The sequence below is a fragment of the Nonomuraea sp. bgisy101 genome (assembly GCF_057708945.1).
Map to the genome: position 1 here is coordinate 54,351 of NZ_JBYITD010000045.1, position 14,875 is coordinate 69,225.

At 71.0% G+C, this 14,875-nt stretch carries 12 protein-coding genes; 6 read left to right on the forward strand and 6 right to left on the reverse strand.

Translation table 11 applies throughout. From position 1 onward, the window contains the following. Positions 1 to 277 precede the first annotated feature (277 nt). Complete coding sequence (locus AC3EO4_RS48805; protein ID WP_431902869.1) at positions 278 to 1,690, forward strand: DUF4190 domain-containing protein; 1,413 nt, start codon at positions 278 to 280, stop codon at positions 1,688 to 1,690. Here AC3EO4_RS48805 and AC3EO4_RS48810 read toward each other — a convergent pair. Further along, on the reverse strand, positions 1,687 to 2,124 hold the full coding sequence (locus AC3EO4_RS48810) for a sterol carrier family protein (protein ID WP_379572193.1): 438 nt from the start codon (positions 2,122 to 2,124) through the stop codon (positions 1,687 to 1,689). The genes AC3EO4_RS48805 and AC3EO4_RS48810 overlap by 4 nt on opposite strands. A 127-nt stretch (positions 2,125 to 2,251) precedes the next feature. On the opposite strand from AC3EO4_RS48810, the gene AC3EO4_RS48815 reads away from it, so the two are divergent. Continuing rightward, a complete protein-coding gene (locus tag AC3EO4_RS48815) occupies positions 2,252 to 4,300 on the forward strand; it encodes a PhoX family protein (protein ID WP_379572194.1) in 2,049 nt (682 codons plus the stop codon). Positions 4,301 to 4,418: 118 nt separating this feature from the next. Beyond that, positions 4,419 to 6,293, forward strand: a complete 1,875-nt coding sequence (locus AC3EO4_RS48820) for an ABC transporter ATP-binding protein (RefSeq protein ID WP_431902871.1) — start codon at positions 4,419 to 4,421, stop codon at positions 6,291 to 6,293. On the opposite strand, the gene AC3EO4_RS48825 is transcribed toward AC3EO4_RS48820, so the two are convergent. Continuing rightward, positions 6,263 to 7,609: an MFS transporter gene (locus AC3EO4_RS48825; protein WP_431902873.1), complete on the reverse strand. Its 1,347-nt coding sequence runs from the start codon at positions 7,607 to 7,609 to the stop codon at positions 6,263 to 6,265. The two genes, AC3EO4_RS48820 and AC3EO4_RS48825, sit on opposite strands and share 31 nt — an antisense overlap. Before the next feature lie 72 nt (positions 7,610 to 7,681). Here AC3EO4_RS48825 and AC3EO4_RS48830 point away from each other — a divergent pair, with 72 nt between their 5' ends. Both AC3EO4_RS48830 and AC3EO4_RS48835 read left to right on the forward strand, forming a co-directional pair. Continuing rightward, positions 7,682 to 8,335, forward strand: coding sequence for a TetR/AcrR family transcriptional regulator (locus AC3EO4_RS48830; RefSeq protein ID WP_379572259.1), 654 nt, complete (start codon positions 7,682 to 7,684; stop codon positions 8,333 to 8,335). Between the two features lie 10 nt (positions 8,336 to 8,345). Beyond that, positions 8,346 to 9,092, forward strand: coding sequence for a methylenetetrahydrofolate reductase (locus AC3EO4_RS48835; RefSeq protein ID WP_379572199.1), 747 nt, complete (start codon positions 8,346 to 8,348; stop codon positions 9,090 to 9,092). Between the two features lie 15 nt (positions 9,093 to 9,107). Here AC3EO4_RS48835 and AC3EO4_RS48840 read toward each other — a convergent pair whose 3' ends face one another. The 4 genes from AC3EO4_RS48840 to AC3EO4_RS48855 all read right to left on the reverse strand — a co-directional run bounded on the left by AC3EO4_RS48840 (position 9,108) and on the right by AC3EO4_RS48855 (position 13,714). Then, a complete protein-coding gene (locus tag AC3EO4_RS48840; RefSeq protein WP_379572201.1) occupies positions 9,108 to 9,521 on the reverse strand; it encodes a VOC family protein in 414 nt (137 codons plus the stop codon). Between the two features lie 26 nt (positions 9,522 to 9,547). Beyond that, the gene (locus AC3EO4_RS48845; protein ID WP_379572203.1) at positions 9,548 to 10,987 is read right to left on the reverse strand and encodes an MFS transporter; all 1,440 of its coding nucleotides are present in this window, start codon (positions 10,985 to 10,987) and stop codon (positions 9,548 to 9,550) included. A gap of 67 nt (positions 10,988 to 11,054) precedes the next feature. Continuing rightward, positions 11,055 to 11,717 carry a Crp/Fnr family transcriptional regulator gene (locus tag AC3EO4_RS48850; RefSeq protein WP_379572205.1) on the reverse strand — a complete coding sequence of 221 codons (663 nt, stop codon included), beginning with the start codon at positions 11,715 to 11,717 and terminating at the stop codon, positions 11,055 to 11,057. Beyond that, entirely contained in the window at positions 11,714 to 13,714 is a 2,001-nt protein-coding gene (locus AC3EO4_RS48855; RefSeq protein WP_431902876.1) for an adenylate/guanylate cyclase domain-containing protein, read from the reverse strand. Before AC3EO4_RS48855 ends, AC3EO4_RS48850 begins: the two co-directional genes overlap by 4 nt. A gap of 204 nt (positions 13,715 to 13,918) precedes the next feature. Between AC3EO4_RS48855 and AC3EO4_RS48860 the strand changes: the two genes are divergently transcribed. Continuing rightward, on the forward strand, positions 13,919 to 14,833 hold the full coding sequence (locus AC3EO4_RS48860) for a collagen-like domain-containing protein (RefSeq protein WP_431902878.1): 915 nt from the start codon (positions 13,919 to 13,921) through the stop codon (positions 14,831 to 14,833). Positions 14,834 to 14,875 lie beyond the last annotated feature (42 nt).

Genomic DNA, 14,875 nt, shown 5'->3' on the forward strand with positions numbered 1-14,875 from the left:
GCCGGAGCAGCCTGCGTCATTCGGGAGGTATGAGTCGCCCGGCGGGTACGGGTCGCCGGGGCAGCCGGCGTCGCCCGGGGGTCATGGGTCGCCGGAGCGCTCCTGGGGAGAGGGCTCCTGGGGTGGGTACGAGCGGGCGGAGCAGCCTGCCGAGCCTGAGCGGCCGATCCAGCCTGAGCCGCCGATCGAGCCGGGGCAGCCGGTCCCGCCTGAGCCGCCGTTCGTCCCCGAGCCGCCGATCTCCCCGGAGCCGCCGATCTCGCCAGAGCCCCCGATCGTGCCCGAGCCGCCTTCCGTTCCGGTGCAGCCGGACGTTCCCGAGCCGCCTGCCACTCCTGAGCCCGGCCACCCCGACCTGCCGTCCGCGCCCGAGGTGCCCTCGCCGAGCCAGGGCCGGCAGTCTCCCGCCGGAGGAGACGCCGACGCCGACCGTACGCAGGTGTTCACCGAGTGGGGCAGGCCGGAGCCCGGCTACCAGGTCCCAGGCTCGACGCCCACCTATCCCGGCTGGGCGGAGGACGACCAGACCCGCGAGATGACGCCGCCCTCAGGCCCTTCCAGGTACGACCCGCCGACCCCGTCCACTCCTCCGTACGGCCAGCCTGCGTATCCGGACTCGGCCGACACGAACCCGAGCCACCTGTCCGGCGCGTCGCCGTACGAGGGAGGCCCGAAGGAGTACCCCAGAGACCTTCCCGGCCTTGGTGGCGCCGCCGCAGGAGCGTTCGCCGCGGGCGGTCGGGGCGAGCCCGACCCGTCGACTCCCGGCGTCTCACCCTCCAGTCCGTACGGCGGAGCCCCAGGCACGGGGACCACGCCCTACAGCACGTCCCGTGAGCAGACCCCGCCGAGCGGCTCCCTTTACGGCGCGGGCCGGCAGGGCGGCGGCGCCTACGGAGGCCCCCAGCAGGGCGCCAGCCCGTACGGCGGCCCCCGGACCGGCGGCAGCCCACAGGGAGGGCTTCCCGGGCAGGGAGCCGGCCTGGGCGGCGCCGAGACACCAGGCGGCGGGCCCTACGGGACCGGCGCGTTCGCCGGCGAATCCCCCGGCACTCCGGGAACCCCCGAGCGCCCAGGCACACCGGGCATGCCGGGCTCTCCAGGCGCTTCGGGCGTCCCCGGCGCTCCCGGCAGCGGCGGCCACGAAGGCGGGACCCCAGGCGCCCCAGGAGGCGGCCCGTATGGCGGCGTTCCCGGCAGCCCCTACGGAGGGGGCCAGGGCAGCGGCCCCTACGGCAGCGGCGCCCAGGGCACCACACCCGAGGGAACGGCGCCCGGCGCCTTCGAGACGCCCCCGCCGTACGCCGCCCCGGCAGGGGGAGCCGTCTACGCGCCTCCGCCCGGCGGCGCGGCCCCGTACCAGGGCGCCGGCTGGCGTCCGGCCAAGCCGGGCAACGGGCTGGCCACCGCTTCGCTGGTCCTGGGCATCGCGAGCCTGTTCCTGCTGCTGGTGTGCTTCACGGGTGTGATCACCGCGCTCGTCGGCCTCGTTCTGGGCGTGATCGCCCTGTCCAAGGGCGGCAGCAAGGGCAGGGCGTGGGTCGGCATCGGTCTCAGCGTGCTCACGCTGGTCCTGGCGGTGGGCGCGGCCATCTGGGTCTCCAACTACTTCGCGGAGTGCTCAGGCCTGCCGCAGCAGCTGGCCGAGCAGTGCGTGGAGAGCAAGATCCCGTGGCTCAACCGCAACTAGACCGGTAGATGGCCGGACAGGTCGGCACGGGCGCCGCTCGCGTGAACGGCGCCCTTCGCCATCGCCTCCGACCAGGTGATGCGGCCGACCGCGAGTTGGAGCCAGGTGCGCGGGTCGGTCTCGATGACGTTCGGCGGGGTGCCGCGCGTGTGTCGCGGTCCCTCCACGCACTGCACGGCCGCGTACGGCGGGACCCGGACCTCGACCGTCCGCCCGGGCGCCTTCTCCACCAGCCGGTCGAGCAGATGCCGTACGGCGAAGCGCCCGGCCTCCCGCTCCGGCTTCAGCCCCTTGTCGTAGGCGGCCATGACGGCCGCGACGCACGCGTCCACCAGAGCGGACGCGGGCCCGTCGAACGGCGGCTCGTCGAGCGCGACCAGCTGCGCGTCGAGCGCGGATCTGAGCTTCTCCTGGTCTATTTTGCGTGGCGCCATCCTCCTATTCTCTCCCGGGTACTCTCCCGGGAAGGGTTCATCGGAGAGGCGGCCTTCGTTCACCTCAGGTTTCAGCGGTCGCCGTAGCGTCCCGGCGGAACGACCGCGTATTTGATCTGGAGGACCCGTGTCGAACCTGGGCAGGCTGCTGCCGCTGCTCTCGACCCCGCACAAGAGCGGTCGAAGCGCCCTCACGTGCCAGTTCCGTTGCGGCAACGCCTGCGCGCACGAAGTGGCCAACACCAGTGACAACACCTATTTCGGTGACATCGCCGCACAGGCCCTGTCACGTCGTGGCGTTCTGCGCGCGGGTGGGGTGGGAGCCCTCGGAGCGCTGGTCGTGGGCGCGGGAGCCGTACCGGCCTTCGCCGACCCCGAGGCGCTCGGACAGCAGGGCGAGTACGGGCACGGCCGCGGGTCCCTGACCTTCAGCCCTGTGGCGCCCAACACACTTGACGCGGTGACCGTCCCCGAGGGCTACGCCTCGGCGGTCGTGGTGCGCTGGGGTGACCCGGTGCTGCCGGACGCTCCCGCGTTCGACTTCGACAACCAGACGGCCGACGCGCAGAACAAGCAGTTCGGCTACAACTGCGACTTCGTGACGATGTTCCCGATGGGTCGTGACCGCGCCCTGCTGTGGGTCAACCACGAGTACACCGACGAGAACCTCATGTTCCGCGGCTACTCGGGCGGTGCCACCGCCACCGAGGAGCAGATCAAGATCGCGCTGGCCGCGCACGGCGGCTCCGTCGTGGAGATCGAGCGGGTGCGCGACACGGGCCAGTGGGAGCTGGTCACGCGTGGTCGCCGCCGCTACAACAGGCGCATCACCGCGCAGACGCCGATGCGGTTCAGCGGGCCGGTCGCGGGCGACGACCTGCTGAAGACGGCCGCCGACGCGGACGGCACCAAGCCGATCGGCATGCTGAACAACTGCGCGGGCGGCACCACCCCCTGGGGGACCGTGCTGACCGCCGAGGAGAACTTCGACCAGTACTTCGTCAACGGCGACAAGAACGACCCGAAGATCGCCCGCTACACCATCCCGACCAGCGCCGCCTCCAGCAGCCGCAGGTTCGACCGGGTCGAGGAGCGCTTCGACCTGGCCAAGCACCCGCACGAGGCCAACCGTTTCGGATGGATCGTCGAGATCGACCCGTTCGACCCCGACTCGACCCCGGTGAAGCGCACCGCGCTCGGCCGCTTCAAGCACGAGGCCGCCAACACCACCCTGACCAAGGACGGCCGTCTCGCGGTCTACATGGGTGACGACTCGCGCTTCGAGTACATCTACAAGTTCGTCTCCAAGCAGCGCTACATCCCCGGGTACGACCGGCACAACCGCACGCTCCTGGACGAGGGCACCCTCTACGTCGCCAAGTTCACCGGCGACAGCCCCGCCACGGAGATCGACGGCTCCGGCAAGCTGCCCGCCGACGGCGTCTTCGACGGCTCGGGCCAGTGGATCCCGCTGGTGAGCGGCACGAAGAGCTTCGTGGACGGCATGACGGCGGCCGAGGTGCTGGTCTTCACCCGCGTCGCGGCCGACAAGGTCGGGGCCACCAAGATGGACAGGCCCGAGGACATCGAGCGCAACCCGGTCAACAAGGCCGTCTACGTAGCGCTCACCAACAACACCAACAGGACCGCCGCGCAGGTGGACGAGGCCAACCCCCGCCCCTCCAACAAGCACGGCCACGTGCTGGAGATCGTGGAGCGTCGCGACGACGCGGGGTCGACGGCCTTCGCCTGGTCGATCCCGCTGGTCTGCGGCGACCCGAAGGACGCGACGACCTACTTCGCCGGGTTCGACAAGACGAAGGTCTCGCCGATCTCCTGCCCGGACAACCTGGCGTTCGACAAGGACGGCAACCTGTGGATCTCCACCGACGGCAACGCGCTGAAGGCGAACGACGGGCTGTTCGTCATGCCGGTGCAGGGGCGGGAGCGCGGGTACGTCCGCCAGTTCCTGACCGTTCCCGTCGGGGCCGAGACGTGCGGTCCGCTGGTGACCCAGGACCAGCGCAGCGTGTTCGTCGCGGTGCAGCACCCCGGTGAGCTCGACGGCGCAACGCCGGAGGCCCCGGCCAGCCGCTGGCCCGACGGCGGCGCCTCGCAGCCGCGGCCGTCGGTGGCGGTGACGTGGCACACGCGCGGCAAGAAGATCGGCTCCTAGCCGGCACTTCCTCAGCCCGTGACCTTCCACGGTCACGGGCTGAGGCCCTTCATGGGCGATCCCCGTGCGGGCGGAACCGCTTGACCTCAAGTTAACTTGAGCCCCTACGGTCGTCCCCATGGACATGGAAGTCACCGCCTGGAACCAGCTCTACGGCGCCATGAACGCCCGGCAAGAGCGGCGCCCCTTCTCGATGGCCACCCTCCGCAGGATCGGCGGCTTCGCCCGTCCCCACAGGACCCGACTCGCCCAGTTCCTCGCCCTCAGCCTCGTCCTGGCCGCCCTCGCCGTGGCCGCCCCCGTCCTCGCCGGCAGGGTCGTCGACGCGATCGTCAAGGCGCAGCCCCTCGACGTGGTCGTCCGGCTGGCCGTCCTCATCGCGGGCCTGGCGGTGGCCGAGGCCGGTCTCGGCCTGCTCACCCGCTTCCTTTCCGCCAGCATCGGCGAGGGGCTCATCCTCGACCTGCGCACCGCCGTGTTCGACCACGTGCAGCGCATGCCGGTCGCCTTCTTCACCCGCACCCGCACGGGCGCCCTCGTCTCGCGGCTCAACAACGACGTGATCGGCGCCCAGCGCGCCTTCACCGACATCGTCTCCAGCGTCGCGGGCAACGTCGTCACCCTGGTGCTGACCCTCATCGTGATGATCGGCATCTCCTGGCAGATCACCCTGCTCGCGCTGCTGCTCCTGCCGGTCTTCGTGGTGCCGGCCAGGCGCATGGGCGGCCGGATCGCCAGGCTGCGGCGCGAGGCGGCCGACCACAACGCCGCCATGGGCACCCAGATGACCGAGCGGTTCTCCGCTCCTGGCGCGACGCTGGTCAAGCTGTTCGGCCGCCCTGCCGGCGAGTCGGCCGAGTTCGCCGGCCGGGCCCGCAGGGTGCGCGACATCGGCGTCCGCACCGCCATGACCCAGTCGCTGTTCGTCACGGCCCTGACCCTCGTCTCGGCGCTCGCCCTGGCCCTGGTGTACGGCCTGGGCGGCTTCTACGCCCTCGCCGGCCAGTTGGACCCCGGCTCGGTCGTCGCGCTCGCCCTGCTGCTGACCAGGCTCTACTCCCCGCTGACCGCGCTGGCCAGCGCCCGGGTGGACGTGATGAGCGCGCTGGTCAGCTTCGAGCGCGTCTTCGAGGTGCTCGACCTGGAGCCGCTGATCAAGGAGAAGGCTGACGCCCGCGAGGTGCCGGAGGGCCCGGTGTCGGTGGAGTTCGACGCCGTCCGCTTCGCCTACCCCTCGGCTGACAAGGTGTCGCTCGCCTCGCTGGAGGAGGTCGCCGCGCTCGACTCCCGCGGCGGGGTCGAGGTGCTGCGTGGGATCTCCTTCCGGGCCGAGCCGGGCCAGATGGTCGCTCTCGTCGGATCGTCGGGCGCGGGCAAGTCCACGATCGCCCAGCTGCTGCCCAGGCTCTATGACGTGGACGAGGGCGCCGTACGGTTGGGCGGGGTGGACGTCCGCGACCTGACGGCCGACTCCATCAGGGACACGCTCGGCATGGTCACCCAGGACGGGCACCTGTTCCACGACTCGATCAGGGCGAACCTGCTGCTGGCCCGTCCCGAGGCCACCGAGGACGAGATCTGGGACGCGCTGCGCAGAGCACGGCTCGCCGAGCTCATCGAGTCGCTGCCGGACGGGCTGGACACCGTGGTCGGCGAGCGCGGCTACCGGCTGTCCGGCGGCGAGCGGCAGCGGCTCACCATCGCCCGCCTGCTGCTGGCCCGTCCCAGGGTGGTGATCCTCGACGAGGCGACCGCCCACCTCGACTCGACCTCCGAGGCGGCGGTGCAGGAGGCACTCGGCGAGGCCCTGGACGGCAGGACCGCGATCGTGATCGCGCACCGGCTGTCGACCGTCCGCGCGGCCGACCTCATCCTGGTGGTCGAGGACGGCCGGGTGGTGGAGCGGGGGACGCACGCCACGCTGCTGGCCGAGGACGGCAGGTACGCGGAGCTGCACAGGACTCAGTTCGACGCGCCGGCCATCGCGGCCTGAGCCGTACGGCGCAGTGAGTAGAGGCTGACGGGGATGCCCACGGCCACGATGACCGCGGCGATCACCAGCGTGGACTGGTAGGCGGCGAGGAATGAGGTCTCGGCCTGCCTGGCGTTGAGGATGGCGCCCAGGACGGTGATGCCGAGTAGGCCGAACACCTCGCGGGAGACGTTCAGGACGCCGGACGCCACACCCGCCCGCCCCGAGGGGAGAGCGCCGAGGATCATCGTGGTCAGCGGGACCAGCATGCCGCCGCCCAGGCCGTACAGCAGGAACCAGGGGAGGACGTCGAGGTAGCCGCCGCCGGCGCCGACGAACGAGATGCCGAGCACGGACGTCGCCATCAGCCCCAGGCCGAGGGCGACGGTGCGGCCGTTGCCGAGCAGGCGGGCCAGGCGCTGGGCCTGGATCGCGACCGCGGCCATGAGCAGGGCCATCGGGACGAACGCGGCGCCGGCTTCGACGGGGGAGAAGCCCAGCGAGTTCTGGAGCCAGAGGGCGCTGAAGAAGTAGATGCCGAACACGCCGAACGACCACAGGCCCATCGCGAGCGTCCCGCCGGTGAACACGCGGTTCCTGAAGAGGCTCAGGTCGATCATCGGCTCGGCGGACCTGGTCTCGACGAGGGCGAAGGCGACGGCGGAGCCGACGGTGACGGCGGCGAGCGGGAGCGTCCATCCCTCGATGAGGGCGTAGGTCAGGGCGAAGAGCGCCACGGCGGAGGTGCCCAGCCCGGGCAGGTCCAGCCTGCGCCGCACCCGCTCGGCGTCCGGCTTGATCGCCCACACGGCCAGCGCGAACGTGGCCACGCCGATGGGCGCGTTGATCAGGTAGATCCAGCCCCAGTCCAGGTGCTCGCTGATGAAGCCGCCGGCCGCGGGGCCGAGCGCCATCGACAGCGCGCCTGACGCGGTCCAGATGCCGACCGCGGTCCCGCGCTCGCGGGGGTCGCGGAAAGTCGACGAGATGAGCGCCAGCGCGGTCGGCGTGAGGAGGGCGGCGCCCACGCCCTGCACGGCCCGGGCGGCGATCAGCGTGCCGCCGTCGGCCGCCAGCCCCGCGCCGATCGAGGCGAGCGTGAAGACGGCGAGCCCGCTCAGGAACGTCCTGCGCCTGCCGAGCACGTCGGCCAGCCGGCCGCCGACCAGCATGAGCCCGGCGAACACCAGCATGTACCCGGTCGCCACCCACTCCAGGCCCGACAGCGTCAGTCCGAGATCTCGCTGGATCGTCGGGAGGGCGACGTTGACGATGTTGTTATCGAGATATGTCGTGAAACTGCCGAGTGTCACCGCGGCCAGGGCCCACCATCTCATCGCACTGCCTCCTATACGCCGTACTTGTACGACGTATAGTTGAACTTGTACGTCGTATAGTTGTCAACCGTGATGGGAAAGCTGACCGCCGAGGCGATCGTCGACAAGGCGCTCGAGATCGGCGACACCGAAGGGCTCGACGCGGTGACCATCAGGCGTCTCGCCGCCGACCTCGGGGTGACGCCGATGGCGCTGTACTGGCACTTCAAGAACAAAGAGCAGCTCATGGTCGGCATGGCCGACCATCTGATCGCCGGGTTCGCCCCCCAGGCGGCCGACGAGCGTCCGTGGCAGGAGCAGCTACACGACCTCGTCCTCGGACTGATCAGGGTCCTGCGCCGCTACCCGTGCGCGAAGACCCTGCTGGAGCAGATCGACCAGACCGCCGTGCCGCACTTCCTCGCCGTCTGGGACCGCGCTCTCGGCCTCGCCCACTCGGCCGGGTTCAGTCACGAGGAAAGCTGCGTGATCACCAAGTACCTGCTGCAGAGCGCCATCGCCATCGCCGACGCGCCCGTCCACTTCAGGCCTGGCCGTACGCCGGAGGAGGTCGCCGAGCTGGTCAGGGTCAAGAGGCTGTCCCTGCAGACGCTGCCCGCCGAGAAGTACCCGAACCTGGTGGCGATGGCCCGCCCCATGGTGGAGGGCATCAGCGAGGAGTTCTACGACAGCTTCGGCGTGGATCTCGTGCTCGGCGGCATCGCCGCGCTCGCCGCCCGTCGATAGGCTGCGGGGCATGACGTTCCAGCTGGTCTGCGAGATCGAACCGCCCACCAAGCCCGACCTCACGCACGTCCGGCACCAGATCGGCACCCTGGGCAAGCTCGCCCATTCCTTCCTCATCCCCGACAACCACATCGGCAGGGCGACGGTCTCCAGCGTCGCCGTCGCGCACGAGGTCCAGGCGATGGGCGGGCGGAGCATCGCCTGCCTCAACTCCCGCGACCGCAACCTGCTCGGCCTGCGCCGCGACCTGCTCACCGCGGCCGCCTATGGCGTGGACCGGTTCCTCTTCGTGTTCGGCGACAAGCCGACGAGCGGCAACAGGACCAGCGACCTGACGGTCCGTTCGATGATCGAGGAGGCGAGGGAGTTCTCGCCGTCCTTCCGCGTGGGCGCGGCCGCGGGGCTGCGGCCGCTTCCCGTGTGGAAGCGCGCCGCCGACTTCCTCTTCGTCCAGGTCAGCTTCTCCCTCGACGCGCTGCTCAGGTGGCGCGAGGCCAACCCCGTCGACGTGCCCGTCTACGCCGGGGTGATGGTGCTGGCCAGCCAGGCCCACGCCGAGCGGCTGGCGGCGGCCATCCCCGACATCGACATCCCCTCCGAGCTGGTGGAACGGCTGGGCGGAGACCGTATGGCGGGTGTGGAGGCGGCCTGCGAGCAGGTTCTGCGCATCCGCGACTCCGGAGCCTTCGACGGTGTCCACCTGATCCCCGTCACCCGCTACCGCGACGTCGAGTCCCGCCTCCACGCCGCCCTCTGACGCCCCGGCGGCCGGTCAGTCCCAGCGGCGGGCGTTGCCGGCGTGGATCCCCTGATCCTTGATCACGCAGAACGGCAGCCCCGCCGGATCCCGCATCACCCACCACTGCGGGGCCTGCCGTACGCGGGTCGCGCCCAGCCCTTCCAAGCGCGAGACCTCGGCTTCCAGATCGTCGGTGTGGAAGTCGAGGTGCACCCGGGGCTCTCCGTCACCCAGCCGCTGCACCAGGAGCCCGAACTCCTGGCCGGGCAGCATGCCGCCGTGGTACTCGGGGTTCTGGGGAATGCCGGGCAGGTCGTGACCCGTCGCGCCTCGCCAGAACGCCAGCTCCTCGTCGTGGTCGTGCGCGGGCACGTCGATCACGGCCAGGTGCAACCTGCTGTGGTGCGCCATCTGCCCCTCTTCCCGTCTGCTGGGCGGGTCGTTCACGTCCTCGCCACGTTCTCCACCGCCGATCATCGTACGGCGCGCGGGCTCCGGGCCAGCGCGGCGAACAGGCCGCCCGCCAGCGCCACGCCGAACAGCACGCCGTACGTCAGCCGGAAGCCCGCCATCAGCTGCTCCACCGCCACCGGTGACAGCCTCGACAGCGTCCCCGCGTACACCTGCGCGCGCAGAGCGGGGGAGACCGCGCTGGTCAGCACGCTCAGCGACAGGCCCACGCTGATCACGATGCCGACGTTCATGACCATCAGCCTGAAGCCGTTGACGACCCCCAGGCTCCCCGCCGGCAGGGCGCTCATCACCTGCGTGGTGTTGCCGGTCAGGAACGTGCCGCTGCCGCATCCGGCCAGGAAGAGCCCCACCCCGATGATCCAGTACGGCGTGCCCGCGCGCGCCGCCGCCATCAGGACCGCCAGCCCCGCCGCGCTGAACAGCGACCCCCCGATCGACAGCGCGTACGGCGAGACCCGACGCCCCAGCGCGCCCGCGATGGGCGAGGCGAGCGCCATCCCGACCGGTACGGGCAGCACGCTCAGGCCCGCGGTGAACGCGTCGACACCACGAGCAGCCTGGAAGTGCAGCGCGACCACGAGGATCAGCGCCGCCCTGGCCAGCGCGTTGCAGAACGAGGCCAGGTTGGCCCAGACCAGCATCCGGCCGCCGAACAGCCGCAGGTCGAGCACCGGATGTGAGGCCCGCCGTTCGACCAGGAGGACGAGCGGTGCCAGGACGGCGGCGACCACACCGCCCACGATCACCACGGGACCGCCGTTGCCGATCTCGGACAGCGCCAGCAGGAACGCGGTGAGCGCGGCGAAGATGAGCAGGTTGCCGAGGGCGTCGACGGGCTCGCGGGGGCCCCTCGGCATCCTGCGCAACGTGAACGCCCCCCAGAGCAGGGCGACCACTCCCGCGGGGACGTTCACCCAGAAGATCCACTGCCAGCCCGCCGCCTCCGCGATCAGGCCGCCGACGGTGGGTCCCGCGAGCTGCGCGATCGAGAGGGTGCCGATGTAGACGCCCATGCCCTGGCTGAGCCGGTCCGGAGGGAAGGCGTCGGTGATGATGACGGTCCCGTTGGCCAGGATCATCGCCGAGCCGATCGCCTGCAGGACCCGCATCGCGACCAGGAACCACACGTCGGGCGCGAGGCCCGCGAGGAGCGAGGCGACGGTGAAGAGGGCGAAGCCGGCCAGGTAGACCTCCCGCCGGCCGAGCAGGTCGGCGACCCTGCCGAAGAAGACGAGACTGGCGGTGTTGACGAGCAGGAAGGACAGGAGGATCCAGCTCGACTCGAAGGGGGTGGCGTGGAAGTGGCGGACGACGGCGGGCAGGGCGACGTTGAGGGTGCTGCCGGCGATCCCGATCAGCACCAGGCCGAGGCTGGTCACCGAGCAGACGCGCCAGGCGTAGCGGAGCCGGAGAGTGTAGTCGGGGGAGACGGCGACCATGCCTCCCACTATGACGTACGACGTACGTCCGTTTTATCCGGCCCGTAGGAATCCGGCCGAGTGTCGTTCAGCGGGCCCGTTTGCGCAGGCCCTCCAGGTCGTGGACCATCACCCGGCGTCGCCCCGTCTCGATCAGCCCCCGGTCCCGCAACGTCCGCAGCGCCTTGCTCACCGCCTCCCGCGAGGCGCCCGTCCACCCCGCCAGCTCGTCCTGCGACAGCGGCAGCGACACCCGCAGGCCCGAGTTCGTCGGCTCGCCGTACCGTTCGGCCAGCTCCACCAGCCGCGTCGCCACCCGGCCCGTCGTGTCGAACGCCCCGTACTCGATCCGCTTCCTGTCGGAGTCCCTCAGCCGCTCCGTGACCAGCTGCAGCAGCAGCACCGCCACCCGCCCGTGGGCCCGCAGGAACCCGGCGAAGTCACGGACCACCACCCCTCCGACGGGCTCCAGCGCCGTGACGGTCGCCGACCGGGCAGAGCCGTCGATGGCCGACATCTCGCCCAGCAGCCCTCCGGGACCGCGCACCGCCAGCACCACTTCCGTCCCTCCGCTGGTGTGCGAGGACACCTTGACCCGCCCGTCGAGCAGGAGCAGCACCCAGTCGGAGGTGTCGCCTTCGGTCATCACCACCTCGCCACGCTCCCAGCGCCTCGGCCGTCCCGCGGCCTTAAGGGCCTGGATCTCGTCTGGCGTGAGCATGGACAGGAACTCTCCGGCCTCTGCGGTCATGACCTGATTATGCGGGGCAACGCGGTCAACACGTACGCCTCCACCTCCTGCGCCTTGCCCTTCAGCCGCAGCGCGCCGAGCGGCGTGGCCGAGACGCCGTCGCCGAGCTGGGCGAGCGTGGTGGAGCCGATCACCACCGTGCCGGGCTCGGCCATGCTCTCCAGCCTGGCCGCCACGTTCACGGCGTCGCCCATCGCGTTGAAACCGCGCAGCTCAGGACTGCCGATGTTGCCGACGAGTGCCATGCCGGTGTTGATGCCGACCCTGAAGGTGGGCCACCCGTCGGCGGCGACCTCCATGGCCGCGTCCTGCATCGCCAGCGCGGCCCTGCACGCGGCGAGCGCGTGGTCGGCCTGGGTGGCGGGCGCGTTGAAGAGTGCGAGCAGCGCGTCACCCACGAACTGCACGATCGTGCCGCCGTTGTCGAGGATGCAGGGCACGGCGGCGGTGTGGTACCTGTTCAGCATCTCGACGATCTCGCCCGGCGTGACCCGCTCGGAGAACGTGGTGAACCCCTTGAGGTCGGCGAACAGCGCGGTCAGCTCGCGCAGCTCGCCGCCGAGCGCGGCCTGCCCCGGGTCGGCCAGCAGGCGGTTGGCGACGTCGGGCGACATGTACTGCCGGAAGAGGGTGTCCAGCTCGGCGTAGAGGCGGGCGTTCTCCAGCGAGATCGACAGCTGGCTGGCGAGGGTCGAGGCCAGGGCCTCGTCCTGCGCGGTACGGCCGAGCGGGACCTCCAGCGCCCCGGCCAGATGGCCCTTCACGGTGAGCGGGTAGGTGATGAGCCCGTCACGCCTGATGGGCGTGGTGCCGCTGAAGACGTACTCGCGCGAGCCGATGCTCACCTTGCCGTCGGCGACCAGGCCGATGCGGACGTCGCCGTAGGCCCGCCGTACCCGCTCCAGAGCGCTGGTCAGCAGGTCGGATTCGGCCAGCCGTACCCTCGTCTGGGTGCCCACGTCGACGAGCGCGGCGAGGCGCTCGGACAGCTCGCGCTCGCTGGCCAGCGCCTCGCCCGCCCGGTCGAGCACCGCCGCCTGCCCCTCGGTGAGCTGGAAGCGCCCCGCCAGCCGTACGGCGGGCAGTTTCGTGCCCTTGCGGACGTGCTCGACCAGCTCCTCCAGCGCCTGCTCGTACTGCGCCTGGATCCTGACGACGGTGGCCGACAGCGCCACCGAGTCGAACAGGCCCGCGCTCGACCCCTCGCGTCTGAACTGCAGGTAGGCGCTGTAGGCGACGAAGACGAAGGCCAGCGTCAGCAGGATGTGCCACTCCCACCACGACAGGTGCCAGTTCAGCTGGGACATGCCCGCGACCATGGCCTCGGCCAGCAGCGCGTAGGCGGTGAGCAGGCTCACCAGGATCGCGGAACGCCGCCTGCGGTGCAGGAGGAACATCATGATGGCGGCCGAGACGAACAGCACCAGACCGGGCACGGAGAACCAGCCGAACCACGGGATGGGCAGTGTCTCGGGCGGGCTGCTCAGCGGGGTCAGCCCGGGGACCAGCGAGGTGATGCCCCACACCACCATGATGCCCAGCAGGAGGGACCTGATCAGGCCCTGCGCCGCGAGCACCGACCTGGCCTGCCGCTCGCCGAGCGGGAACGCCGAGGCGAACGCGAAGACCGCCGCCATCGTCAGCCCGACCTGCTGGCCGATGTCGAAGCCGAGCGAGGGGGCCCCGAGGATGATCCGAGGCGTCGCCAGGCCGTGCAGGAAGAAGAAGCCGGCGCTGCTCAGGAACACCATCGAGACCAGGAACAGCCGCGCGTCCTCCCGCTTGCGCGCCGCCTCGCTGATCATCAGGCCGAGCACGACGTTGATGCCGGCGACGACGAGGATCATCCAGAAGTGGCTGGGATTGTGCTGCCACCTCACGTTGATCCCACCAGGGTCGGCGAGCAGCAGCCACAGGCCCAGCAGCGGCAGGACCAGATGGATCGCCCACACCACCGCTCTGACGGGCTGGGTGGCGGGCGGGAGGTAGGTGTTCACGGACGATTATCCCCACGCCCGGGTGAAAACCAATGCGTCGATTTACGGGTCCGCTCCCCTCGTGGAGCTGACGGGCCGTCAAACCAATATGTCACCCTCTGTTTTGTAACATACACGTTATGTGGTGACGGAATCCATTGGAACGGTTGAAGCGTGAACCTCATGCGCAACATGCGCACCATCTGTTCCTCTGGAAGGAAAGCCGTGGCAATCAAGGTTCGCGGTGGGCGCGCGCTCACCCTCGCCACCGTCGGGGCGCTGACCGCTTCGCTGTTCACCATCGGCGGCGTCGCCACCGCGTCGTCGACGGCCAACGAGGTGCACGCCTGCGTGCACAAGAAGACGCGCTACGCCCGCATCGTCAACCCGTCGACCCCGTGCAGGAAGACGGAGGAGAGGGTGCTGATCGGCGGCTCGACCACCAACGGCCTCGCCGGCACCCGCGAGCAGGGCCCCCAGGGTCCCGCGGGCCCCAAGGGCGCCGACGGCAAGCCGGGCGTCCAGGGCCCCGCCGGCCCGAAGGGCGTCGACGGCAAGCCAGGCATCCAGGGCCCGAAGGGCGAGACCGGTCCCCAGGGCCCCGCCGGCAGGAACGGCATCGACGGCAAGGACGGCAAGGACGGCGTCGACGGCAAGCCCGGCCTCCAGGGCCCGAAGGGTGACGACGGCAAGCCCGGCGTCCAGGGTCCGAAGGGTGACACGGGCCCCGCCGGTCCGCAGGGCAAGCCCGGAGAGAACGGCAAGCCGGGCGAGAAGGGTCAGACCGGGGCGACGGGTCCGCAGGGCCCCGCGGGCCCCCAGGGTCCGAAGGGTGACAAGGGCGACGCGGGCGGCATCAAGTCGGTCGTCGTCGTCACCGACACCTTCAGCGGCAAGTCCGGCTCGGTGTCCTGCCCGTCCGGCGCGGTCGCCACGGGCGGCGGTTTCTCCGGCGTCAACGGCACCGTCACGGCCAGCGCCCCGACGGGCTCCCCCACCCCGACGGGCTGGAAGGTCGAGCTGAGCGGCTACCACGACCTCGACAGTTCCTCCCAGGGCGCGGACAACAAGACCACCGCCACCACCCAGACGAACGGTGGCGGCAAGGGCGGCACGGTCTACGTGATCTGCGCCAAGTAGGAACGCCGCAGGGGCCGGTACGGCATGCCGTACCGGCCCCTT